Here is a 24341-nt window from a genome sequence, read left to right as displayed (position 1 = left end):
GCCGCCGTGTACGGCCGGGCGGCGGCGCCGTCGCCCGGCCTCGGCGCCGCCGGTGGGGGCGCGGGGTCGCGGTGGCGGGTCATCCTGCGGCCTCCGTGTCGCCGGGGTCCGTGCCGCCGGGGTCCGTGCCGCGCTGTTCGCGGGAGGCCGCGTCCGGGTCGAGGACCGGGCCCGTGGGGAGGAGGGCGACGAAGGTGCGGGGGACCGAGGGGGCGTCGGCGGGCGCGTAGCCGAGGCGTTCGACCGCGTCGGCTGAGGCGAAGGCGTAGGCCGTGCCGCCGTCGGTGACCAGGGTGTGCGTGCCGCCGGCGCCCGCCGAGGTCGTGGCGCGGACCACGGCGCCCGAGCCGGGCGGGAGGTAGATCGCGTCGAGCAGCCCCAGGCGTTGCCCGTCCGCGCTGCGCACCGGGGTCAGGCCCGCCGGCTCGGGCATGGCGGGCGGGAGGTGGACGGTGGCCTGCCAGGGCGCGTCGCCCGGGCGGCCTCCGGGCGGGGTGGAGACGCACACCGGCTGGTCGCGCCCGGGGTCCTCCGCGGCGGGCAGCGCGTCGGGCCAGGCCGGGTCGCCGGGGGCCGCGGCGGCGGAGCGGGGCGCGCGGGCGGCGCCGGTGGCGCCGATGGCGTGGTCGGCCGCGGCCCCGGCGGTGAGCAGCGCGTGGACCAGCGGCGAGACCGAGACCAGGCCGTCCGAACGCACCAGGTAGTACTGCGGGTTGGGCCCGCCCGTGTCGGTGTGCGCGAGGTCGCCGACCGCCGCCGCGAAGGGCAGGGCCGCGGCGGGGGCCCGCCCGGCGTCCCGGGGCGGGGGCGGAGTGGCCAGGGCCGGACCCTCGGGGAGCGTGGCGAGGATCGCGCGCGGAAGCTGGACGGGCGTGACCCGCTGAAGGCCGAGGAGTTCCGCGACGGGGGCCTCAAGGGCGTAGCGGCGGCCCTCGGTGAGCAGCCACAGCCCGCCGTCCTCGGCCTGCGTCAGCACCGTGGCGCCGGGGCCCCGGGCGGGGACGCCCGCGAGGTAGAGGGCGGTGGCGGTCGGGGCGCCGCCGGTCTCCGAGGGGGTGGCGCACAGGGTCCAGTCCTCGGAGAGCAGGTCGTCGGGGCCCGGCAGGGCGTCGGGCGCGCCGGGGATGCCCACGGGCAGGCCGCGCGGCGCGTCGTCCAGCACGGACTGGCGCACCTCGGTCAGCCGCCCGCCGCCCACCAGCAGGGCGGAGGCGAGGTTGAGGGCGGGGTGCACGGTGCCGTCGTCCACGACGTAGCGGTCGCCGTCGCCGCCCGCGACGACGGCCCCGTTGTCGGGGAGGGCGGGGCCACGGCCGCCGCCGAGCCAGCCGGCGATACCGAAGCCGGCCATGACGAGGATGCCGATGGCCACGCCGCCGCCCAGCGCGCGGTTGAGGCGGCGCCGGGGGTCGAGGCGGGCCTCGTCGGCGCCGCGCAGGAGGCTGGTGGTGCGGCGGCGGTGGTCGTAGGCGTACGCCTCGGCCTGTTCGCGGGTGGTGGCCATGGATGGGATCTATCGCTTCCGTTCGGGAGAACGCCCGGGGTCGGCGCCGGCCAGCCAGTCCAGGGCGGGCGGGGCGGTGGGCCGGGCGGCCGGGGTCGGGGCGGCGTCGGCCGGGCCGGGACCGGCGCGCCAGTCGCGGCGGGCGGCGCGGCGGACGGCGGGCGCGCCGAGCAGGCCGAGGAGAACGGCCAGCAGCAGGCCGCCGGACCAGGCCAGGGCGGTTGCGGCGGCCGGGCTCAGCGGCGGCTCCTCCTCGGGGAGGGCCTGCACCGGGATGTGGCCGGGGAGGGCGGGGCCGCCGGGGCGGCCGGGCTCCGCGAGCAGGGTGAGGGCGCCGAAGGGGTCCACGAGCCCGGCGCCGGTGCGGTCGTTGGGTCCGCCGCCCACGGGGGTGGCGGCGGCGGTGAGGCGGGCGGCGACCTCGGCCGCGGGCAGCTCGGGGAACCGGGAACGCACCAGGGCCGCCGCGCCCGAGACCTGGGCGGCGGCCACGCTGGTTCCGGACTCGACGCGGTAGCCGGAGCCGCCGGGGGCGGCGACGGCCAGCTCCTGGCCGTAGGCGGCCAGGTCCACCCAGGGGCCGGAGTTGGAGGAGTCCAGGGGCTGCCCGTCCTCGCCGACCCCGCCCACGGCGAGGACGCCGTCGTAGGCGGCCGGGTACATGCGGCCTCCGGCCGCGCCCTGGTTGCCCTCGTTGCCCGCGGCGGCGACGAGGAGGACGTCGGCGGCGACGGCGCGGGCGACGGCCTCGCGCAGCTCGGGGTAGTCGGTGGGGACGGCGAGGGAGAGGTTGACGACCTGGGCGCCGGCCTCGACCGCGTCGTCCAGGGCGGCGGCCAGCAGCGCGGCGGTGGCCTGCTCGACGCCGTCCGCGATCCGGACCGGGTAGACGGCCGCGCCGGGGGCGACCCCGGCCATCCGGTCGCCCTCGGCGCGGCGGGCGGCGATCAGTCCGGCCACGGCGGTGCCATGCCCCTCGCAGTCCTGGGCGGGTTCGGGGCTCGCGCGGGTGAAGCCGCGCTCGTCCGCGACCAGGGCGAACTCGCTGCCGCGCCGCACCGAGGCGGCCAGGTCGGGGTGGCGGGCGTCCACCCCGGAGTCGACGACGGCGACGGTCACGCCCTCGCCGGTGGCCAGGTCCCACGCCTGGCGCAGCCCGAGCTGCGCGATCAGGGGGTACGGCCCGAGCCCGTCCGGCAGCTCCTCCCCCACGACCTCCCGCCGGCACGGCGCCGCCTCCGCGGTCTCGGCCACGGCCCCGGGCCCGAGGACCCCGACGAGGGCGAGCCCCGCGACGAGCGCTCCGCGCGCGGCGGCTCGCCGCCCGGCCGGGACCGGCTCTCGCAGGTCCCGGCCCGCGCGCGGGGCTCCCGGCACCGCCGGGCACGGCTGCGTCGGTTCCGGCACCGGATCGGCGGCCTGCCGGAGCACGTCGGCCGCTCGGCCCCGCGGCACGGTCAACGGCCGTGCCGCCACCCTGACGCGCCGTGCCATCGCCCGCAGCCGGGCAGCGAGGTGAGGCGCGCGGCCTCCTGGCGGCCGGCGGCGCCCGGCCCCGTCAGCGCCCGGCCCGGAGGCGCACGCCCCGGGACGGCCGAAGCCCGGCGGCGCGACGTGCCCGGGCGGCGCCCCGGCCGTCGGCCGGGGCACGTCGTCGGGCTCGCCGGACGGCACGGTCAACGGCCTCGCCGCAGGACGTTCAGCAGGACGTTCAGCAGGACGTTCAACGGCCCGGCCGGGCGGCGCCCCGGGCGACAGCCGTGCTTCGGCGGGACGTTCAACGGCTCCGCCCGGTGCCGCGTTCGACGGCCCCACCGTGGCAGGACCTTCCTCGGGCCGACGCGGTGACACGGTCACCGGCCGTGGCGCGGCGGCGCGTTGCGGCCCGGCCTGGGCCCCGGCCGTCCGGGGACGGCCGGGGGCGGCGTTCGGCCCGGCCGTGCCGGGGAATTCGTGTCCCACTCCGCTCACGCCCTCAGGTCCAGGAGGGCCGTGTAGACCTCCCAGGCGGCCAGGGTCAGGGGGACGACGGCCAGCAGGAGGGCCGTTTCGAGGAGGTCGAGGGCGCGGGAGGCGCGGGGGTTGGTGCGGACGCGGCCGGCGAAGAGGGCCGTGGCGCCGGAGATCAGGGCGACGGCCAGGGCGGCGGGGAGGAGGGCCCCGAGCAGCGGTGCGGTCTCGCCGCGCGCGTCCAGCACCGTGAACGCGGCGGCGCCCGCCGCCCCGGCCAGGGCCGTGGCCAGGGGAACGGCCGTCTGCGCGGCGTCGCGGAAGAGGCGCGCGCGCAGCAGCGTCAGCAGCACCAGCGTTCCGCCGAGCACGCCCGGCCACAGGCCGTCGTCCGCGAAGAGCACCAGCGTTCCGCCTCCGGCGACGACGTGGCTGCCCGTCAGCAGGCCGGCCAGCAGGCGGCGGGCGCGGGCGACGCGGGCGGCGAGCTGGTCGTGGGCGAGCTGGCTGGGCAGGGCCTTCAGCTCGTCGGGGGTGGCCGCGACCTGCGGCGCGGGAATGCGGGCCACCCGCAGGGCCACGGCCGGCCAGGCCGTGGTCAGCGCGAGGGCGAGCGGGGCGGCGACGGAGGCGGCCCGCGCGGGGCCGGCGTCGCTCAGGGCGCAGATCAGGGGTCCCGGCGCGGCCAGGGCCCCGGCCGTCACCAGGGCGGTGAACGTCCCGTCCCCGCCGCCGATCAGGACCGGGCCGAGCGCGCCGACGGCGGCCAGCACCGCGCAGGCCAGCAGCAGGTGGCCCGCGCCCCAGCCGTCGCCGGTGCCCAGCAGCCGGGCCGCGCCGAGCATCGCGGGCGGGGCGGCCAGGACCCCGGCGAACGTCCCCGCGCCCGTGTCCGCGAAGGCGCGGGAGGCCAGGACGCCGACGGCCAGGGCGAAGGCGGCGACGGCCAGTCCGAGCCAGCCGGGCAGCCGCCCGGGGGCGGCGGCCAGCGCGCCGCAGGCCGCGAGGGTGGCCAGGGCGGTGAGCGCGGCGGCGGCGCGGCGGGTGGCGGCGGCCGGCCAGGGGGCGCGGACGGCGCGCTCGCCGATGACCTCGACCACGTCGTCGTACAGCGGCTCGGGAACGTCCTCGGCGCCGTGGCCGAGGAAGAGCAGGTCGCCCTCGGCCACGCCCTGGGCGGCGAGCCCGGCGGCGGGGTCCAGGCGCGTGCCGTCGGCGCGGCGCAGCACCCAGCCGCCGTGCCGCGTGCCGCCGTCGGGGCCGGGGTCCTGCCCGGCGTGGGTCAGCAGGGTGGGCAGGAGGCGGGCCAGGGGCACCGAGGCCGGGACGGCCAGGTCGGCCCGCCCGGCCGGCCCGGCCAGGCCGATCCGGACGAACTCGACGGCGGGCGGCGCGCTCCCGGTGGCCGCGGCGGGTCCGGGGGGCGTGGTGGCGGAGGTGGTCATGGCGCCTGCGTTCCGGTGGAGGCGGTCAGGGGCGAGTCGGCGCGGGCGAGCTGGACGGGGACGTTGCCCAGGCGGCGGTGGAGGAGGAGGCCGCGGCCCTTGCGGCGCCGGGCGGACTTGACGCCCCAGATCGGCATCTCATCCTGCGGGACGGACAGCAGCACGGCGGGGACGTTCAGCTCCTTGAGGCGGCCGAGGACCGGGTCGGTGACGGCCCGCGAGGCGCCGCCGGCCTGGCGGGCGAGGTAGAGGTGCAGGCCGATGGACCGGGCGGAGGGCAGGAAGTCCAGCAGGTGGCGCAGGGGGTTGCCGCGGCTGGTGGCGACGAGGTCGTAGTCGTCCACGAGAAGGTAGATCTCGGGGCCGGTCCACCAGGAGCGGTCGCGCAGCTGCTCGGGGGTGACGTCGGTGCCGGGCAGGCGCTTCTTCAGGCCCTCGGCCAGCCCGCCGATCACCTCCATCGACCGCTCGTGGGTGGTGGAGTACCCCAGCAGGTGCGGGCCGTCGAACTCCCGCAGCAGGGTCATCCGGTGGTCGAGCACGATCAGCTTGGCCTGCTCGGGCGCGTAGGCGTCGACGACCTGGCGGGCGACGGCGCGCAGCAGGGAGGTCTTGCCGGACTCGGTGTCCCCGATGGCCATCAGGCCGGCCTCCTCGCCGGGCGCGAAGACGACGGGTTCCAGCCGGCTGGCCTCGATGGCGACGGTGACCCCGGGGCGCGAAGCCCCTGCCGGGGCGGCGGGCACGGGGAACGAGGTGGGCAGCAGCCGGACCTTCGGGGCGCGCGGCCCCTGCCACGCGCCGTCCACGCGCCGCACGAGGCCGGCGACGCCCTCGGCCAGGCCCTCGTCGGAGGGAACCCCGTCGACGCGGGGCACGGCGGTGAGGAGGTGCAGGGAGTCCTCGGTGATGCCCCGGCCGGGCCGCCCCGCGGGGATGGTGCGCTGGGCCTTGCGGTCCATCTCGGAGTCCAGCGCGTCCCCGAGCTTCAGCTCGACCTTGGTGCCGATGAGGTCGCGCAGGCCCATCCGCATGTCCAGCCAGCGGTTGCCGGTGACCACCAGGTGGATGCCGTAGGTGAGCATCCGCCCGGCCACGGACATCAGGACGGCCTCCAGGTCGGGGTAGCTCTGCCGCAGCACGGCCCAGCCGTCCACGACGAGGAACACGTCGCCCTCGGGAGCGCCGGTCCCGTCCCCGGCCCCGCGGGCGCGGTAGGCGGCCATGGACTCCACGCCCAGGTCGCGGAAGCGGGTCTCGCGGGCCTCCATCAGCTCCAGCACCTCGGCCACGGTGCGGTTGACGGTCTCGGCGTCCAGCCGCCCCGCGACCCCGCCGACGTGCGGCAGCCCGGCCAGGGGGAAGAGGGTGCCGGAGAAGTCCAGGCAGTAGAACCGGACTTCGGCCGGGGTGTGGCGCAGCGCGAGGGAGGCGATCAACGCCCGCACGGCCGTTGACTTGCCGCTGCGCGGGCCGCCGACGACGGCGACGTGGCCCCCGGCGCCGGAGAGGTCCAGCTCCAGCGGGTCGCGCCGCTGGTGGAAGGGCCGGTCCACCACCCCGATCACGGCCGTCAGCGCGGGGCGGTCGGGGGAGGCGCCGAAGCCCCGCCCCGGGCGTTCCGCCAGGTCGCCCAGCAGGGCGTCCAGCGGCTCGGGGGCGTCCAGCGGCGGCAGCCACACCTGGTGCGCCCGGTGCCCGTGCCCGGCCATCTGCTCGACCATGACGCTGAGCACGGTGGTGCCCAGTTCCTCGCCGTCGCCGAACTCGTCCGCGCCCGGCCAGGGTTGCGGCTCGGGCGGCAGCTCCTCCGCGGGCAGCGGCACGTACCCGGCGGGGAACGGGCGAACGTCCGCGGTGCCGGCCAGCGCGCCGCCGCCGGCCGTCTCCCCGCCGCGGTAGGGCCCGGAGACGTAGGCGACGCGGAAGCGCTTGAGGGTGGCGGTGTCCGTGCGCAGGAAGCCGTGGCCGGGCGCGGAGGGCAGGTGGTGGGCGTCGGTGACGCCGATCGCGGTGCGCGACTCGCTCTCGGAGAACGTCCGCAGCCCGATCCGGTACGACAGGTGCGCCTCGAGTCCGCGCAGCCGGCCCTCGTCCAGGCGCTGGGAGCCGAGCAGCAGGTGCAGGCCCAGGGAGCGGCCCAGCCGCCCGATCTGCACGAACAGGTCCGCGAAGTCCGGCTTCTGGGCGAGGAGTTCGGAGAACTCGTCCACCACGATGAAGAGGCTGGGCAGCGGTGCGAGGGCGGCGCCGCGCTGGCGGGCGCGCTCGTAGTCGCGCACGGAGACGAGGTTCCCGGCGTCGCGCAGCACCTCCTGGCGGCGGTTCATCTCCCCGGAGAGGGCCTCCCGCATGCGGTCGACCAGGGTCAGGTCGTCCTCCAGGTTGGTGATGACGGCCGCGACGTGCGGCAGTTCGGCCATCCCGGCGAAGGTGGCGCCGCCCTTGAAGTCCACGAGCACGAAGTTGAGCTGATCGGGGGCGTGGGTGGCGGCCATGCCGAGCACGAGGGTGCGCAGCAGCTCGGACTTGCCGGAGCCGGTGGCGCCGACCAGCAGGCCGTGCGGGCCCATGCCGTTCTGCGCCGACTCCTTGATGTCCAGCTCCAGCAGGCCGCCGTCCGCGGAGACGCCCACGGTCACGGCGAGGCGGTCCCGCAGCGGGCGCGGGCGCCACAGGGCGTCCAGGTCCAGGGCCCCGGGGTCGGGGATGCCGAGCAGCGCGGGGAGGGTGTTGACGGCCGTGGTCAGGTCCTCTGGCCCGGCGGGCGAGGCGGTGACGTCCACGCGGTAGCGGGCCAGGAGGGCGGCCAGGGCCTCGGCCTCGGGCACGGACAGGGCGTCGGCGGCCCCGAGTTCGTCGCGGGTCTCCCCCGCGAGCACCGCCAGCACCGGCGCCTCCCCGGCCCCGGCCGTCGCCCCGGCCCGGCTTTCGTCCGGGCCGCCCTGCGGGGTGCCCGCCTGGAGGCGCACCCCGTGGGCCTCGGCCAGGGCGGGGGCCCGCCCGGACACGTCCAGCACGGTGACGGCCTGAAGGCCACCGGGGTCCAGCAGGGCCTCGGCGCCGGTGGCCAGGCCGCCGTCCAGCAGCACCAGCAGGTGCGGCAGGTCCGGGTCGGCCACGGCGTCCCGGCTGAACCGCGCCCGGCGGGTCAGCTCCGCGCCCAGCCAGTCCTCCAGCACGGCCAGGCGGGAGTGCAGCATCCGCACCGGGCCGGCGTGGTCCACCTCCTCGGGGTGGTGGGCGTGCGGCAGCCACTTCAGCCAGGACCACTCCGGGTCCTCCACGTCCCGCACGCAGGCCACCACTCGCAGGTCCCGCGGCGAGTGGAACGTCACCGCCTGGGCGATCAGCGCGCGGAACAGGCCGCGCACGGCCGGGCGTTCGCCCTCCGCGGCCACGGCGGCGAAGCGGCGCAGCGCCACCTGCACCGGCAGGCCGGGAACCACCGCGTGCGCCTCGATGAACCGCTTCAGCGCCACCGTGCACAGCGGGTCCAGGTCCTCCACGGGGGCGGACTCGCCGGGCACCAGGGGCGTCGCCAGGTAGCGCGGCCCGGTCCCGATCCGCACCACGCCGAAGTCGGCGTCACCGGCCCGCCGTTCCCACAGCCGCCGGCCGGCGGCCACCGCCCACAGCGCGCCCGGCTCGGGGAAGTCCCAGGCCAGCGCCTGGCGTTGTGCCGCTGCCGTGGAACGCGCGCGGTCGCGGGTGCGCTCCAGGTAGCGCAGGTACTCGCGGCGGCCGTCCCGGGCGGCGCTCCTGGCCGAGCCGCGCTGCCGCAGCACCGAGCCGGCCACCATCGCCAGGCAGGAGACCAGGAACATCGTGCCGACGATGTACCCCAGCGGGCCGCGGCCCATCGTGAGCATGTAGAGGACCGAGCCGAGGCCGGAGAGGGCCGGGAGCGCGGTCATCCAGACGTTGTTGTCCTCCGGGCGGGGCAGCTCGGGCGGCGGCTTCAGCACCAGCTCGCCGGTGGGAACGGGCGGGCGGGAAGCGCGCGCGGGGCGCCGGAAGACGGTGGTGGGGCGGGTCACGGTCGGTGGTTCCTTCGCGGCGCGCGCGGGCCGCCGCCTGTCGCGGGTGGATCCTGGTGCGCCCCGGCCCGCGGGCCGAGGGGGCGGAGGGTGGCCGGTCGCGGCGGGACGCCCGCTCACCGTTCCTCCGCCGGGAACGGTGAGCGCCGCGTCGCGTCCGCCGCGTCGGTCAGCGGGCGCCTCCGGCGGCGGCGCGGACCATGGCCGCGCCCCCCTCGTTGCCGATCGTCTGCACGTCGCGCAGCGCGGTGTTCTGCGCGGTGACGCTGTCGTCGAATCCGGCCGCCTCGCGGCGGAACTGCGCGTCCCGCTCGGTCAGCACGGTGCCGATCTGGGCGTCCACCTGGCCCGCCTCGATCAGCTGGGTCAGCTGGGTGCGGACGGTGTTCCAGATCTCGACGTACCGCTCCTGCTGGCCGGCCGTCTGGGACTGGATGGCGTCCAGGCCCTCGTTCCTGAAGTGGATAACTCCCTCGTAGCCCATGGTCTGCGTGTCTCCCCTCGGTGGCTGTTCGGTGCTGGTGAAGCGGTCAGATCTGCGCGGCGATCGACAGGTCCGCGGGGACCGTGGGCACGGTCACGCGGTTCAGCGCGCCCTCCGCGTCCAGGTCCGTCTCGCGACCGGTGTTCGCGGTCAGCCCCAGGTCCTGGGAGAGCCCGTCCAGCGCGCGGGCCAGCGCCTCGCCGGCGCGGCCCAAGTCCTCGTAGGTCTCCACGGCGCGGGCGGTGCCGCCGCCGGTGTAGGCGGTGCCCACGGTCGCGCCGTGGCCGCCGAGACCCGCGGCCACCTCGCCCATGTCCGTGTAGGCCTGGTTGACGATCCCCATCACCCGGTCGACTTCCTCGGGCGAGAGCTTGATCTCCTCGGCCATGAATCCGTCCTGCCTCTCTCGGTGCTCGTGCGGTGCTTGTCCGGTGCTTGTTCGGTGCTCGATCGGTGCTCGATCGGTGCTCGTTGGTGACGCGGTGGTCGGTGGTCGTGCGGTGGTCGTGCGGCGGCGGCCGGGCGCGGCCGTTCCGCGCGGTCAGATGCCGTCGGCGATCCGGCGGGAGACCTCCGTGACGGTGACGCGGCCCAGGACCGTGCCCGCGGCCACGTCGAGGTCCTCGCCGGTGGCCGCCACGTGAACGTCCGCCCGCGCCATGGCCTCCCGGCCCTCCCCGGCCCCGGCCACGCCCCGGACCTGGGTGTCGCGGGTGGAGACGACCGCGTGGACGAAGGCGTCCGCGCCGGCGTAGCCGGCGGCGTTGGGCGTGGCCCGGCTCAGGTAGTGCCGGGTGCTCTCGGCGGCGTCGGCGGCCTCGGTGGAGCCGCGCGCCGAGCGGCGGAAGCCGTCGGGCAGGTAGTACAGACCGTCCTGGGACACTGCTTCTCCTCTCCTGGTCCTGGGCCCGGGCCGGGTGGGCCCGGCCTTCGGCCCGGTCAGTCGCCGAGCACGCCCCGGCCGGCCCGCCGGGCGGGCGACCAGACGGCGGGGTCCTCGGTGAGGTCGGTGGGGGCGCCCTCGCGCCGCCGCTCCTCGCCGCGGGAGGCGCGGGTCGCGCCGGGGGCCGGCGGGGCGGCGGCCGGGCGGGCCGGCCCGGCGGGGCGCGCGGCGCCGGCGAGCTGGTGGCGGGCGGCGGCGTCCGCGCGGCGTCCGCCCCAGGTGGCGGCCCGCTCCCCCGCGGCGCGGGCGCGGGCGCCCGCGGCGGTGGCCGCGCCGCCTCCCGCGGCCCGTCCGGCCGCGTGCGCGGCGGCGCCGGGCGGCGGGGTGAACGGCCGCCCGCCCTGGGCGGCTTCGTGCAGCGCGAAGCGGGTGGCGACGCGGGCCCGCTGCCCGAGGTTACGGGTGGCCTGGTCGACCATCTGGCCTCGCGCCGGCCCGGTGTGCCCGACGCTGGGCGGCACCAGGCCGCCGTAGAGGGCGGCGAGGGATCCGGCGCCGCCGGTGGCGGCCAGGGCGGCGGGGGCGACTCCTCCGGTCAGGCCGAGGCCGGAGGCCAGCGCGCCGGGGCCGCTGCCCAGGCCCGCGAGCCGGGCGGCGTACTCGGTGACCTCCCCGAAGGGCTGGCCGGTCACCGGGTCGATCCACCGGCCCGTGACGGGGTCGAACTCCCGCCCGGTGGCCGGGTCCACGAGGAAGCCGGTGTTCGGGCTGCGGACCCAGCCCGCGAAGTCGCCCTGGTCGGGGCCCAGCACGCTGGAGCCGGGGTAGTCCCCGGCGCCGACGCGGCTGCCGTTGGGCGCGGGCACCCGGTCGGCGGGCCCGCCGGGACCGGTCCGCGCCGCGCCCCCGGTCCGCGCGGTGGCGGCGGCCGTCCCGGCCCCCGCGGTGCCGGCCGCGGCGGTGGCCAGGGCCGTTCCGCCCGCGTCGGCGCCCCCGCCGCCGGAGGCGGGCGCGGTCGGCACCTCGGCGCCGATCACCTCCGCGAACGCCTGGCCCAGCGTCTCCAGCAGGTTCCGCGCCTCGTCGGTGAGGGCCCGCTTCTCCTCGCTCGCCCGCTGGGTCGCCCGGACGGCGGCCATGCCGACGTCCTGCACGGCGAGCAGGCCGTTGGTGCGGTCGGTGACCTCGTCGAACTCCGCCTGGAGCCGCAGAGCGTTCTCGCTCGCGCGGGCGGCCTGCTCGCCGGCCCGGCCGAGCTGCCGGGAGATCTCCCGGGCGACGCGGCCTGCGCCCGTGGCCCAGCCGCTGGTCTCCTCCATCCGGTCCGCGAGCTGGAGCAGGCCCGCGCCCCGCTGCCCCGAGGCCTCGGCGGCGCTTCCGGAGAGCGCGCCGCTCTCGCGGTCGGCGGTCACGGCCAGCGCCAGCCAGGCACCGGAGGCGGCCCGCATCGACAGGTGCCGGGCGGAGAGGATCTTGCCGATGGTGGCCTGGAAGTCCTGGTCGGTGGTCACCGCGTCACCGCCCCGTGTCCACGGCGGAGGTGAACGCCCGGATGGCGTCGACCTGCACGGCCGTCAGCCGGCCGCGGGCCTCCTCGTCCGCGTCCTCGCCGATGCCGGCCGCGGCGGCGGCGCTGTCGCGGATGTCGAGCACGGTGTGCCCGGCGCGCTCCAGCTCGCGCAGCATGTCCCGGGCCGCCCGCTCCAGCGCGGCGGAGGCCGCGGGCGCGTTCGGCACGTCCCCGAACATGCCCAGATCGGAGGCGATCGAGGCGAAGCTCGCCTTCATGGCGGCCAGGCCGTCGCGGTCCCCCGCCCCCCGCTGGGCACCCCGGAGGGCGCCGATGTTCATCGTGACCATCTGTGTCCCCGTCCTCAACGTCTCCGTGGTTCCGGTCAGTTGTGGGTGGCGTCGTTGTACGCCTCGATCAGCGCGTCGCGGTACGCGGAGTACCGGGCGCCCTCCAGGCCGAGCGTGGCCCGGCGCAGGTCCTCCTCGTCCACGTCGGCGCTGCGGGTGTCCGGCAGGGTGGTGTCCCCCGCGCCGTGGTAGTCCGCCCGGACCGCGGCCTCGGCGACGATGGCCCGCACGCCCGTGTCGCCGTGGTTGACGACCTCCTGGTTGCGCTGGTCCGCGATGGCGGCCGGGTCGGGCATCGAGCCGCGCACCAGCTCGCCGATGCCGTAGGCGCCCGCGATGACCGCGAGCTTGGCGGGCGTGGGGGGCGTGAGGTCCTTGATGGCCGCGGCGGAGGCGGCGATGGTGGCCAGGGTCGTGGCCTGCCCGCGCGAGGAGGGGTCGCCGCTGCCCGCGTCCTCGCGCTGCACGTGCTCGACGGTGCCGGCGATCCGGCCGATGGCGTCGAAGGCGGCCGACTGCTGGGGCGGGCCTTCCCCGTCGCGGACGAAGGCGTTGTAGGCGGTGGTGCCCTGCCAGGTGGTGACGCCGTTGAAGAAGTCGGTGCGCACCGGCTGGTCGGTGCTGTTCATCAGCCCGAACAGCGCCTCGCGGTCGGAGCCGGAGAGCTGGAAGGAGTACCGGTAGTCGTTACCCAGCAGGTCGCGGTCGGTGCGCGCGTTGGGGTCGTTGGGGTCGCCGGGCGCGTGGAAGCCGCTCTCCTGGCCGTTCTTGGAGATCATGTCCATGTACTGGAGGGCGGTGTCGCCGATGGCCTGCTGGAGCCGGCTGTGGTCCAGGTGGTCCTCCAGGCGCATCATCGGCGGGACGCGCTCGCCCAGGATGGCGGGCTCGGCGTCGGGCGCGGAGCTGAGCAGGTTGTAGGCGGCCTGGACGTACTGCCGCGCCTCGGTGGCGTTGTGGTCCATGCCCTCGGGGATGGTGGTGGCGCTGCGCACCAGCTCGCCGGCGCCCTGGCTGTCCTCCCAGGAGGAGTTGAGGAAGCGCTCGCGGAACTCGCCGTCGTTCATCAGGCCCGCGCTCGCCTCGGTGTTGAGGGCGGCGGCGCTGAGCAGGCCGGTGCCGAAGTGGTTCTCGGTGGGGTCGCCGTAGCTGCCGCCGATGGCGCCGACGTACTGGTTGTTGGTGCGCTGCTGCACGTCGAGGGCGGCATGGGCGAGGTCCCTGCTGAACTGGTCGCCCGAGGCGATGTTCGCGGAGTCCAGGAGCCCGCCGAAGGCGTTGAAGCGCTCCATCTCCTCGCGGAAGCCCTCGGTGCCGAAGACCGAGTGGTAGCCGCCGCCGGTCTCGGGCGGGTAAAGGCCGCTGCGCTCGTAGTCGTAGACGAACGGCCGTACCCCCGAGGGTACTTGAGCGCGGCCGGCCTCGGTGGAGGGGTCGATGCCGCCGATCTCCGGGTTCATCAGCATCATCAGTCCGTTGGAGACGTTCTGGGCGGCGGCGAAGCGCAGGCCGTTCACGCCGGGGTCGAGGTCCCGGGACTGCTCGGTCAGGTGGCCGAGGCGGACGAGGTCGTCGGCGTCGAGGCGGCCGAAGAACTGCTGGAGGTAGGCGCGTTCGGCCGCCGTCAGGTCGCGGGCGGGGTCCCCGCCGCCGTGCGGGACGCCGGAGCCCTGCTCGTAGATGCCCTGGACGAGGGACTCCAGGGTCTGGGTGTACATCAGCAGGACGTCGGTGTCGGGGCGGTCCTTCTCCAGCTCGGCGGCGAGCCGGCCGGCGGCGAAACGGGCCTGCTCCTCGGTGAGGAAGAGCCGGAAGGGGCCGTCGGAGAGGTCGTAGCCCAGCTCGTCCAGCTCCAGGCCGTACTCGGCGAGCCGGCGGCGGTAGGCGTTGATGGCCTCGGCTATCTGCGTGTCGTAGTCCGAGGCGTACTCGGCCGTCTCGTTGATGTGCCGCTCGCGGATGTCCTCGGCCAGGCTGTCGGGGAGGGAGTAGACGGCCGAGCCGTCGGCGGCGTGCGAGCTGGGGGCCAGCGAGAGGGAACGGCCGTTGTGCACCACCGTCAGCGGGACGGAGCGGGCGTTGGGGTTGGTGGCCGCGTTGGCGTTGCGCCGGCTGACGGCCTCGGTGAGGGCCTGCTGCCATCCCTCCCACTCGTGGACGGAGGAGTGGTTCTTGCGGGTGAGCATCTCCTCCAGCATCCCGTCGCCGAAGACGAGGTCGCGGACCTGCTCCTCGGCGTCCACGGCGTGGTTCATCGCGCGCACCAGGTAGCGGACGACCTCGTCCATGTTCCGGCCGTTGCCCTGCAGGCCGCGCGCGGTCTCCTGGATGCGGCCCTCGTCGTCCACGAGGGAATCGCCGTCGAAACCGCCGGAGTCGGCGCCGAGCTGGGTGGCGTGCCGGGCCAGCTCGCCGGCGTTCTCGGCCTCCCCGGCGGCGCGGGCGTAGATCGCGGCGGTGTCCGCCATGTCCCCGGGATCGATCTCCTGCGAGAACTGCCGCTGACGCGTCCAGGGCTTCTTGCCCCTGGCCTCGACGTCTTCGCGGGTGAAACGCAGGTTGGGCATCACGACTCCAGGATTCCGGCGGTGGTCAGTCGCCGGTCTCGTCAGCGGTCAGGGCGTGGCACATACGTCCGCGCATCCTGCGCACATGATGGGTCGTCGCCGCCGAAGGGAAGGTGTCCGGCACATGACCGCCCGGTGGCGAACCCCCGAACGAGCCGTCCCCGGCCCGGACATTCCCGCCCATCGCCGCGCGTTCGCGGCGGCAACGACCCCACTCGCGCAGGCCGTGCGGCCCGCACGACAGTGCAGCGAAGTTGCCCAACGCCAGTGTCCGCAACGAGAGTTGCACGCGCCGCGGGGCAACGCCCCGCCCCGCCCGGCGGGTTCAGTCCCCGCCGTCGCCGGCCCGCGCTCCCGCCTGTGCGGCGGGCTGGAGGATGGCCACGCACTCCAGGTGGTGGGTCATCGGGAAGAGGTCGAACGCCCGCAGGAAGCGCGGCACGTAGCCGGCCGCGCGGAAGTGGGACAGGTCGCGCGAGAGGGCCGCGGGGTCGCAGGCGACGTAGGCGATCCGGCGCGGGCCCAGGGCCGCGACCTGCTCCACCACCTCACGCCCGGCGCCGGCCCGCGGCGGGTCCAGGACGACCAGGTCGGCGGTGGTGATGCCGGTGCGCGGCAGGACCTTGGCGACCGTGCCCTGCTCGACGCGGACCCGGGGGAAGTCCGCCAGGTTGTGCCGGGCGTCGCGCACGGCGCGGGCCGAGGACTCGATGCCCAGCACCGCGCCCCGCTCCCCCATCCGGTCGGCCAGCGCCCCGGCGAAGAGGCCGACGCCGCAGTAGAGGTCGAGGGCCGTCTCGCCCTTGCGCGGGGTCAGCCCCCGCATCACCGCGTCCACCAGCAGCCCGGCGGCCTCCCGGTGGACCTGCCAGAACCCGCCGCCGCCCACCCGCCAGGTGCGGCCGTCGGCGCGCTCGCGCACGAAGTCCCGGCCGTGAACGCGGTGCACCTGCACCCCGCGGCGGCCGTCCTCGGCGCGCAGCACGGAGACCGGGCGGTCCAGCTCCACCAGCGGCAGCCGCTCGCCCGGCCGGGGTGTGATCACGACCATCCGGTCGTGGGAGCCGGTGGCGGCGACGGCCTGCACGTCCGCGATCCCGGGCCAGGACCGGCGTTCGATCCCCAGCTCGGTGATCCCCTCCGCGGCGATGAGGCAGCGGTCGACCGGCTCCACCTCGTGGGAGCGGTGGCGGCGCAGGCCCGCCCGGCCGCGCTCGTCCACGGCGTACTGCACGCGGGTGCGCCAGGCCGGGACCTCCCCGGCGGGCACCTTGTCGCCGGGGACGGGCTCGACGGTGCCGTCCCAGCCGGCCTCCTCGGGGGTGAGCGAGGCCAGGGCGCGGAGCTGCTCGGTGAGCACCTCGCCCTTCAGGCGGCGCTGGGCGCCGGGCCGCACGTGCTGCCAGTCGCAGCCGCCGCACTTGCCGGGCCCGGAAAAGGGGCAGGGCGCCGGAATGCGGTCGCGGGCGGCCTCCAGCACGCGCACGGCGTCGGCGCGCAGGAAGCGGGAGTCCTCGCGGCCCTCGGTGACGCGGGCGACCACGCGCTCCCCGGGCAGGGCGTGGCGGACGAAGAGGACGCGGCCCTCGCCGGTGCGGGCGACGCAGTGGCCGCCGTGGGCGACCGGGCCGACCTCGACCTCGTACTCCTGCCCGACCAGGGAGGCCGCCTTCGGCGCCGGGGTCGCGGTTCCTTCGTCGGCGGCCGGAAGGTCTTCGGTGGCCATGCGTGCGGCGCTCCAGGGACGATGCGGGGGGACAGCGGCCCAGTCTACGGCCGCCGCGACCGGTGTCCGGTCCCCCGGCGGACGGCCCCCGGGGCATGCAGCTCCGAGCGGCGCTTGGCGCGGGCGCGGGCCGCCTCGGCGGAGTCGAGCTGCCAGGGCACGGAGGTGACGGTCACGCCGGGCGTCAGCAGCAGGCGGGCCTTCAGCCGCAGGGCGCTCTGGTTGTGCAGCAGCGCCTCGTACCAGTGGCCCACGACGTACTCGGGCAGGACGACGCTGACCACGTCGTTCGGGTGCGCGCGGCGCAGCTCCTTGACGTAGGCCACGAAGGGGTGGGTGATCTCCCGGTACGGGGCGTCCAGCACCTTCAGGGGAACGTCCAGCTTGCGGCGGCGCCACTGGGCCTTCAGCTCGCGGGCGGCGTCGGGGTCGACGGCGATGGTGACGGCGACCAGGCTGTCGGAGCGCAGGAGCCTGGCGTAGGCCAGGGCCCGCAGCGTGGGCTTGTGGATCTGCGAGACCAGGACCACCACGTGGACCTGGGAGGGCCGCATGCCGAGGTCCTCGTCGGGGATGTCCAGCGCCAGCTCCTCGGCCACCCGGTCGTAGTGGCGCCTGATGCCGGTCATGACGGCGTAGAAGAGGGCCATTCCGACCAGGGAGACCCAGGCGCCGTGGCTGAACTTGGTGATCAGCACGATGACCAGGACGACCACGCACAGGATCGCGCCGAAGCCGTTGAGCGCGCGGGCGCGGACCATCCGGCGGCGGGCCGCCGCGTCCACCGGGCCGTTCTCCCCCGCCAGCAGCCGGTTCCAGTGCCGCACCATGCCGCTCTGGCTGAAGCTGAAGGAGACGAAGACGCCGACGATGTACAGCTGGATGAGCTGGTTGACGTTGGCCCGGAAGGCGATCACCAGCAGCGCGGCCAGCAGCGTGAGGAAGGCGATGCCGTTGCTGAACGCCAGCCGGTCGCCGCGGGTGTGGAGCTGGCGGGGGAGGTAGCGGTCCTGGGCGAGGATCGAGCCGAGGACGGGGAAGCCGTTGTAGGCGGTGTTGGCCGCGAGGAAGAGGACCAGGGCGGTGGCGGCGGCCAGGTAGAGGAAGAGGACCGAGCCGCTGCCGAAGACGGCGGCGCCGACCTGGGCGATGACCGGGTCCTGGTGGTAGCCGGAGCCGGCGGGCTCACCGTCGATGATCAGGTCGTGGGCGGGGTTCTCGGCCATGTGCACGTCGGTGTACAGGGCCAGGGACATCACACCGAGGAACATGGTGGCCGCGATGGCGCCCATGAACGCCAGGGTCGCGGCGGCGTTGCGGCTCTTGGGCTCGCGGAAGGCGGGCACGCCGTTGCTGATGGCCTCGACGCCGGTGAGCGCGGCGCAGCCGGAGGAGAACGCCCGCAGCAGCAGGAAGGCCATCGCCCAGGCGCCCAGGCCCGTCTGCTCGGGGGTGACCTCGTAGTCGGCGGTCGGGGCGCGCATCCCGTCGTCCAGCACCAGGGCCTTGAACCCGCCCCAGGCGACGGTGCCCAGCACGCCGATGACGAAGGCGTAGGTGGGGATCGCGAAGAAGGTGCCGGACTCCTTGACGCCCCGGAGGTTGAGCAGCATCAGGACGGCGATGACGACGACCGCGCACAGGACCTCGTTGCGCTCCACGAAGCCGACCGCGGAGCCGAGGTTGTCCACCCCGGCGGAGACGGAGACGGCGACGGTGAGCACGTAGTCCACGAGCAGGGCGCTGGCGACCGTCATCCCGGCGCGGCGGCCGAAGTTGTTGGACACCACCTCGTAGGCGCCGCCCCCGTTGGGGTAGGCGTGGACCGTCTGCCGGTAGGAGGCGACCACCGTGATCATCAGGACGACGATGGCCAGCGTGATCCACCAGCTGTGCCGGTACGTGGTCAGGCCGGCGAGGGAGAGGATCAGCAGGACCTCGCCCGGGGCGTACGCGACGGAGGACAGCGGGTCGGAGGCGAAGACGGGCAGTGCCACCCGCTTGCGCAGCAGGGTCTCGCGCAGCGCGTCACTGCGGAGTGCCCGGCCGAGCAGCACTCGTTTCGCGCCATCCATGGGGTCACCGTAGCCTGGCGCGCCGGGGCCCGCCGCCCCCGGGCCCGGACATCGGAAGCAGGGGCCGGTAGCGTGGTCGCGACGAGAGAGAACTGCGAGAGCTATGCACATCGTGATCATGGGCTGCGGCCGGGTGGGCGCGACCCTCGCGCAGAGCCTGGAGGAGCGCGGGCACTCGGTGGCCGTGATCGACCGGGACCCGACGGCGTTCCGGCGGCTGGGACCGCGGTTCGGCGGGCGCCGGGTCACCGGGCTCGGCTTCGACCGGGACACGCTCAGCGAGGCCGGTCTCGACCAGGCCGGGGCGTTCGCGGCCGTCAGCAGCGGGGACAACTCCAACATCATCGCGGCCCGGGTGGCGCGCGAGGTGTTCGGCGTGGAGCACGTGACGGCCCGCATCTACGACCCGCGGCGGGCCGAGGTCTACGAGCGGTTCGGGATCACGACGGTGGCGACGGTGCGGTGGACCGCCGACCAGATGCTGCGCAGGCTGCTGCCGGCCGGGGCCGAGCCGCTGTGGCGCGATCCGACCGGCGGCGTGCAGCTCTCTGAGGTACACGTGGCCGAGGCGTGGATCGGGCACCGGATCAGCGCCTTCCAGGAGCGGACCGGGGTGCGCGTGGCGTTCCTCACCCGGATGGGCGAGCCGATGCTGCCCGTGGCGGACACGGTCCTTCAGGAGGGCGACCTCGTGCACGTGATGATGTACAGCGACCGGGTCGCCGAGGTGGAGGCCGCCGCTTTGCTCGGGCCGGAGGAGCCGTCATGAGGGTGGCGATCGCGGGGGCGGGCGCGGTGGGGCGTTCCATCGCGGCCGAGCTGCTGGAGAACGGGCACGAGGTGCTGCTGATCGACAAGTCGCCGCAGGCGGTGTCGGTGGAGCGGGTGCCGCAGGCGGAGTGGCTGCTGGCGGACGCGTGCGAGATCGCGACGCTGGACGAGGCGGCGCTGGAGCGCTGCCAGGTGGTCATCGCGGCCAGCGGGGACGACAAGGTCAACCTCGTGGTCTCGCTGCTGGCCAAGACGGAGTACGGCGTCCCGCGGGTCGTCGCGCGGGTCAACCACCCGAAGAACGAGTGGCTGTTCAACGACGCCTGGGGCGTGGACGTGGCGGTCTCGACGCCGCGGCTGATGTCGGCGCTGGTGGAGGAGGCCGTCTCGATCGGCGACCTGGTGCGGCTGATGCGCTTCAGCCAGGGCGAGGCGAACCTGGTCGAGCTGACCCTGCCGGAGGGCACGGCGGTGGCGGGCACGCGCGTGGGCGAGGTCGCGTGGCCGCCGGACACCACGCTGGTGACGATCATCCGCGGCCCGCGCGTCCTGACCCCCGACCCCGAGGGCACCCTGGAGCCCGGCGACGAACTCCTCTTCGTCACCACGGCGGACGGCGAACCGGCCCTGAAGGCCCTGCTCTCCCCGCCCCGCTGAGCGCGCCCCTCACGGCGTCCGCGCGGCGGGACGGCGATGGCGAAGCCGGGGCGCAGGCCCAGACGGACCGCACGGCGGAAACGCCGATGATGCCCCGGAGCCGGGACGGCCGGGGACGACCGTGGTACCCGCGGCGGCTCTCGGCCCGCTGCCCGGGGCGCCCCCTCGGCCGACGCCGCGCGGCGGCAACGCCCGTGGCGTGGGACTCGGGTCACGACCCGGGGCCGGGTGGCCGGAACACCGGCGGTCTGCAACGACGGATCGGCCCGGGCGCCGGAGCGCCCGTGGCGGGCAGCGGCGTATCGGCCCGCACGGCCGGAAGGCCCCTGGCGGACGGCGCGGGTCAGCCCGCGCGGCCCGGGGTGGCCGGGTCGGGGGCCGGCTCGGCCGGGGCCGGCGCGGGGGTGTCCTCCGCCGCGTTCGCGGATGCCTCCTCGGACGCGGCCTCGCGGGCCTCCCACTCGGCGATCACGTCGATCGGCGCGGGGGCCTTCACGAGGATCAGCCAGGTCACGTAGACGGCCAGCAGGAACGGCGGGATGCCCAGGGCCACCCGCAGCCAGCCGAGCTGCGTGGCGTCGCCCCAGAAGTAGATGGGGAAGGTGATCGCCGACTTCGCCAGCAGGATCGCGCCCCACACGTAACTGGCCCGTGTGTAGGCCCGCTTGCGGCCGGGGTTGCGGGTGCGCCAGGAGAGGTTCTCGCGGAAGACCGGGCCGAGGATCAGGCCCAGCAGCGGGACGCCGGCGAGCGCGGTGACGACGTAGGCCACGCCGAGGCCCAGGGTGTAGAGCATGCCGGGCAGGTAGAAGTTCCGCGCGTCGCCCGAGATCATCGCGAAGACCGCGCCGAAGGCCACCCCGAAGACGCCGCCGAAGGCGTGCTTGAGGGTGTCGCGCTGGACCAGCCGCGAGACGGCCAGCACCACGGACAGGCCCAGGGCGGCGGCGGCCGAGACGTTGATGCTGCGGGTGATCGTGAAGGTGAGGACGAAGACCAGGCCGGGGACCGTGGTCTCCACCATGCCCCGCACCCCGCCGAAGGCCGCGAAGAACGCCTCCCGGGTCGCCGCCTCGTCCGCGGTCTGATCCGCCACCCGCCCCTGCGCGGCCTGGTCGCTCACTGTGCCTCCCTGTTTGCTTCTCCGCCCGCGCGGCACAGCGCGGCTGTCGTCGTCCTATGCCCGGCAGCCGCGCGTGCGTCGCTCACAGTGCCTCCCTGTTTGCTTCTCCGCCCGCGCGGCACAGCGCGGCTGTCGTCGTCCTATGCCCGGCAGCCGCGCTGGGGGTACCTCCCGCTTGCGGGGGAGCGTCGCTCACTGGCTACTCCTTCTCCGGGGGGTGGAGCTGGTACCGGGGATTGAACAGCACCGGGCCGCCCGCTGTCATCGCGATCCGTCCGGAGGCGACCAGAGCCCGGCCGGGCGCGATGCCCGCGATGGCCCGCCGGCCCAGCCACACCACGTCGAGCGTGGCCGACCCGTCGTCCAGCTCGGCCTGGAGGGCCGGGAGCCCCGCCACCGTCCGCTCGGTCACCGTCCGCAGCGTACCGGTCACGTGGACCACGGGGCGCCCGGCGGGGCCGTCGCCACCGCAGTCCCGGATGCGGGTGCAGGCCGGCCCCGGCGGGCCCGCCGGCTCCCCGGACGCCTGGGCCCCGGCCCGGTCCCGCCCCGGACGCCCGAGCAGGCGCGTCCACCAGCCTCCGCCCTCCGCGACACTCATGCCTTCAGCCTAACGCCCGCCCCACCCGCCCCGGCAGGCCGCGCGGCGCCCTCAGCCCTGGCGTTCGAAGCGGTAGCCCATGCCCGGCTCGGTGATCAGGTACCGGGGCGCGGAGGGGCTGGCCTCCAGCTTGCGGCGCAACTGCGCCATGTACACGCGCAGGTAGTTCGTCTCCGTGCGGTAGCCGGGGCCCCAGACCTCCTGGAGGAGCTGCTTCTGGCTGACCAGGCGCCGGGCGTTGCGGATCAGCACCTCCAGGAGGTGCCACTCGGTGGGGGTGAGGCGGATGTCGCGGCCGTCGCGGTGCACCTTCTTGGCGGCAAGGTCCACGGTGAAGCTGTCGGTCTCGACCACCGCCTCGCCCTCCGCGGGTCCCGGCTCGGCGCGGCGGACGGCGGCGCGCAGGCGGGCCAGCAGCTCGTCCATTCCGAAGGGCTTGGTGACGTAGTCGTCGGCCCCCGCGTCCAGGGCTTCGACCTTCTCGTCGGAGGTGTGGCGGGCGGAGAGGACGATGATCGGGACGCGGGACCAGCCGCGGATGCCGTCGATCACGCGGACGCCGTCCATGTCGGGCAGGCCGAGGTCGAGGATGATCACGTCCGGGTGCCGCTCGGCGGCCAGCCGCAGGGCCGTGGCCCCGTCCGCGGCGGTGTCCACCTCGTAGCGGCGCGCCTTGAGGTTGATGACCAGGGCGCGCAGGATCTGCGGCTCGTCATCGACGACCAGGACCCGGTGCATGAACGGCCTTCCGCTGCGGGGGATCGGTGTGCTGACCATCGTCGGGGTGCTCGGGGGGCCCGCCGGCGGCGGGCAGGCCGAGGACCATGGTCAGGCCGCCGCCGGGCGCGTCCTCGGCGTCGAGCGTGCCGCGCAGCGCCTCGGCGAAGCCGCGGGCGACGGCCAGGCCCAGGCCGACGCCGTTGCCCCGGGGCGTGTCCCCGTGGCGCTGGAACGGCTCGAAGATCCGCTCCTTGTCCGCGTCCGGCACGCCGGGGCCACGGTCCCCGACGCGCAGCTCGACGCGCCCGCCCAGGGCGCCGGCCCGCACCACGCCGCGCTCCAGCAGGCCGGGGTCGGCGGCGACGAAGGGCAGCGGCTCGGGGATGTCCAGCTCGACGGCGGTGATGTCGGGGACGCCGCCCAGGGCGCGGGGAACGACCTCGTCCAGGTCGATGGCGCGGATCAGCGGTTCGACGGTGCCGGTCTGGAGGCGGGACATGTCGAGCAGGTTGCCCACGAGCTGGTCGAGCCGGTCGGCGCCCTGCTCGATGCTCTCCAGCAGGTCGGCCTCGTCCTCCTCGGACCAGGCGACGTCCTCGGAGCGCAGGGAGGAGACGCCGGCCTTGATGGCGGCCAGAGGGGTGCGCAGGTCGTGGGAGACGGCGGGCAGCAGGGCGGTGCGGATGCGGTTGCCCTCGGCCAGCTCGTGGGCCCGTCCGGCCTCGTCCTCCAGGCGCTGGCGGTCGAGTATGGCGGCGGCCTGGGCGGCGAACGCGGTCAGGCCGCCGGGCCGCCCCGTGCGCGGCGCCGGCGGCGCAGCACGATCAGCAGGTCGACGAGCGCGATCAGCGTGAGCGCCGCGCAGCCCAGCGTGAGCGCTCCCAGCTCGCCCGGGGACGGCTGGTCCTCCTCGTCCGCCGAGGCCCACCACACGCCGAGCGCCACGGTCACCGCCGCGAAGAACGGCAGGAACAGCGCGGACAGCAGCAGCCGCAGCCGCAGCGCGCTGTACGCGGTCACGGGCTCGCTGCCGGTGCGCCGCCAGTGTCCTCCACCCTCCACCATGCGCCCCGGGTACCCCGGGTGTCCCCGGCCATGCGTGGGCACGCCCCCGCACGGAGGGCGGGGGCGGGGGCGCGTCCGGCCACCGGGGGGCGGGCGCGGCTAACGGACCTCGGAGATCTCCGGGCCGCGGCGCAGCTTGTCCAGGCCGCCCGCGAAGCGGGAGACCTGGGCGCCGCCCTCGGCGGCCTTGTCCTGCTTCACGCCGTCCGGCACCATCTGCGCGTCCTGCGGCAGCTTCAGCACGATCGGGTCGCGCGGCGCCATCGGCGAGTCGCCCCGGACCACCACCGTGTCGCGGACGATCTGCTCCAGCAGCCCGGCCGCCTCGGGCTGGACCGCGCCCTGCCCGGAGATCACGCCGCGAAGGAACCACCGCGGCCCGTCGACGCCGACGAAGCGCACGACCTGCATGCCGCGCTTGCCGTCGGGCAGCTGCACCGGCACCCTGGCCCGCAGCTCCCAGCCCAGCGGCCCCTCGACCTCGTCGATCACGCCGCCCTGCTGGGTGATGCCGCCCGCGATCTCCTCGCGGACCTCCGCCCAGATGCCCTCGCGCTTGGGCGCGGCGAACGCCTGGAGCTGGACGGCGCTGTCGCGGACGACCACCGTGGCCGCGACGATCGCCTCCCCGGCGACCTCCACGCGCAGCTCCATCCCCTGCACGCCCGGCACGAACAGCCCGCCGAGGTCGACGCGGCCCTCGGCCGGCTTCTCGACCTCACTGACGTCCCAGGGGCCATCGGGCCGCGGCGCCGGCTCCAGCCTGACCCGGCTCACCTCCGCCTCGTCCGGGGCCTCGGCCTCCTCCTCGGCGGTGGGCTCCACCGCCTCGGCCGGGTCCTCGTTCCGCTTGCGACGACGTCCGAACAC

19 protein-coding genes and 1 pseudogene are annotated in these 24341 nt (G+C 76.2%); 2 read left to right on the top strand and 18 right to left on the bottom strand.

Annotated features, from left to right (window positions below; all coding sequences use genetic code 11):
• Positions 1-79: 79 nt before the first annotated feature.
• From eccB to RM780_RS01665, 12 genes are all read right to left on the bottom strand, one after another.
• Positions 80-1504: a type VII secretion protein EccB gene (gene eccB, locus RM780_RS01720; RefSeq protein WP_311628594.1), complete on the bottom strand. Its 1425-nt coding sequence runs from the start codon at positions 1502-1504 to the stop codon at positions 80-82.
• Positions 1505-1513: 9 nt separating this feature from the next.
• Positions 1514-2758 carry a S8 family serine peptidase gene (locus RM780_RS01715; RefSeq protein WP_311628593.1) on the bottom strand — a complete coding sequence of 415 codons (1245 nt, stop codon included), beginning with the start codon at positions 2756-2758 and terminating at the stop codon, positions 1514-1516.
• 713 nt (positions 2759-3471) lie between these two features.
• Positions 3472-4899, bottom strand: a complete 1428-nt coding sequence (gene eccD, locus RM780_RS01710; protein WP_311628592.1) for a type VII secretion integral membrane protein EccD — start codon at positions 4897-4899, stop codon at positions 3472-3474.
• Positions 4896-8939 (bottom strand): type VII secretion protein EccCa, encoded by a 4044-nt coding sequence (gene eccCa / locus RM780_RS01705; RefSeq protein ID WP_311628591.1) that lies wholly within the window; start codon positions 8937-8939, stop codon positions 4896-4898. The genes eccD and eccCa overlap by 4 nt, the downstream gene beginning before the upstream one ends.
• Before the next feature lie 169 nt (positions 8940-9108).
• The gene (locus tag RM780_RS01700) at positions 9109-9423 is read right to left on the bottom strand and encodes a hypothetical protein (RefSeq protein ID WP_311628590.1); all 315 of its coding nucleotides are present in this window, start codon (positions 9421-9423) and stop codon (positions 9109-9111) included.
• A gap of 46 nt (positions 9424-9469) precedes the next feature.
• Positions 9470-9811: a WXG100 family type VII secretion target gene (locus RM780_RS01695; RefSeq protein WP_311628589.1), complete on the bottom strand. Its 342-nt coding sequence runs from the start codon at positions 9809-9811 to the stop codon at positions 9470-9472.
• A gap of 153 nt (positions 9812-9964) precedes the next feature.
• Positions 9965-10306 carry a hypothetical protein gene (locus RM780_RS01690; protein ID WP_311628588.1) on the bottom strand — a complete coding sequence of 114 codons (342 nt, stop codon included), beginning with the start codon at positions 10304-10306 and terminating at the stop codon, positions 9965-9967.
• Between the two features lie 56 nt (positions 10307-10362).
• A complete protein-coding gene (locus RM780_RS01685) occupies positions 10363-11817 on the bottom strand; it encodes a hypothetical protein (RefSeq protein ID WP_311628587.1) in 1455 nt (484 codons plus the stop codon).
• Between the two features lie 4 nt (positions 11818-11821).
• Positions 11822-12166 (bottom strand): hypothetical protein, encoded by a 345-nt coding sequence (locus tag RM780_RS01680; RefSeq protein WP_311628586.1) that lies wholly within the window; start codon positions 12164-12166, stop codon positions 11822-11824.
• Positions 12167-12201: 35 nt separating this feature from the next.
• Complete coding sequence (locus tag RM780_RS01675; protein WP_311628585.1) at positions 12202-14733, bottom strand: TPR repeat region-containing protein; 2532 nt, start codon at positions 14731-14733, stop codon at positions 12202-12204.
• A gap of 325 nt (positions 14734-15058) precedes the next feature.
• On the bottom strand, positions 15059-16459 hold the full coding sequence (locus RM780_RS01670; RefSeq protein WP_311628584.1) for a class I SAM-dependent RNA methyltransferase: 1401 nt from the start codon (positions 16457-16459) through the stop codon (positions 15059-15061).
• A 44-nt stretch (positions 16460-16503) separates the two neighbouring features.
• Positions 16504-18534 (bottom strand): APC family permease, encoded by a 2031-nt coding sequence (locus tag RM780_RS01665; protein ID WP_311628583.1) that lies wholly within the window; start codon positions 18532-18534, stop codon positions 16504-16506.
• A 103-nt stretch (positions 18535-18637) separates the two neighbouring features.
• On the opposite strand from RM780_RS01665, the gene RM780_RS01660 reads away from it, so the two are divergent.
• Together RM780_RS01660 and RM780_RS01655 are read left to right on the top strand one after the other, a co-directional pair.
• Entirely contained in the window at positions 18638-19303 is a 666-nt protein-coding gene (locus RM780_RS01660) for a potassium channel family protein (RefSeq protein ID WP_311628582.1), read from the top strand.
• Positions 19300-19962 carry a potassium channel family protein gene (locus tag RM780_RS01655; protein ID WP_311628581.1) on the top strand — a complete coding sequence of 221 codons (663 nt, stop codon included), beginning with the start codon at positions 19300-19302 and terminating at the stop codon, positions 19960-19962. The genes RM780_RS01660 and RM780_RS01655 overlap by 4 nt, the downstream gene beginning before the upstream one ends.
• Before the next feature lie 343 nt (positions 19963-20305).
• Here RM780_RS01655 and RM780_RS01650 read toward each other — a convergent pair whose 3' ends face one another.
• The 6 genes and pseudogenes from RM780_RS01650 to RM780_RS01625 form a co-directional block, all read right to left on the bottom strand.
• On the bottom strand, positions 20306-21085 hold the full coding sequence (locus RM780_RS01650) for a DUF3159 domain-containing protein (RefSeq protein WP_394812861.1): 780 nt from the start codon (positions 21083-21085) through the stop codon (positions 20306-20308).
• 199 nt (positions 21086-21284) lie between these two features.
• Positions 21285-21686 carry an OB-fold nucleic acid binding domain-containing protein gene (locus tag RM780_RS01645; RefSeq protein WP_311628580.1) on the bottom strand — a complete coding sequence of 134 codons (402 nt, stop codon included), beginning with the start codon at positions 21684-21686 and terminating at the stop codon, positions 21285-21287.
• A gap of 51 nt (positions 21687-21737) precedes the next feature.
• Positions 21738-22424, bottom strand: a complete 687-nt coding sequence (locus RM780_RS01640) for a response regulator (RefSeq protein ID WP_311628579.1) — start codon at positions 22422-22424, stop codon at positions 21738-21740.
• A pseudogene (locus RM780_RS01635) lies at positions 22399-23187 on the bottom strand (sensor histidine kinase); the annotation flags it as partial. The pseudogene RM780_RS01635 and the gene RM780_RS01640, both read right to left, overlap by 26 nt.
• Positions 23184-23471: a DUF6343 family protein gene (locus tag RM780_RS01630; RefSeq protein ID WP_311628578.1), complete on the bottom strand. Its 288-nt coding sequence runs from the start codon at positions 23469-23471 to the stop codon at positions 23184-23186. The gene RM780_RS01630 and the pseudogene RM780_RS01635, both read right to left, overlap by 4 nt.
• 99 nt (positions 23472-23570) lie before the next feature.
• Positions 23571-24341, bottom strand: a complete 771-nt coding sequence (locus tag RM780_RS01625) for a DUF3710 domain-containing protein (protein ID WP_311628577.1) — start codon at positions 24339-24341, stop codon at positions 23571-23573.

Source organism: Streptomyces boetiae, assembly GCF_031845405.1.
GTDB classification, from domain to species: Bacteria; Actinomycetota; Actinomycetes; order Streptomycetales; family Streptomycetaceae; genus Streptomyces; species Streptomyces boetiae.
The sequence above is the reverse complement of the archived record's forward strand: the minus strand, read 5'-3'. Positions and strand labels throughout refer to the sequence as shown.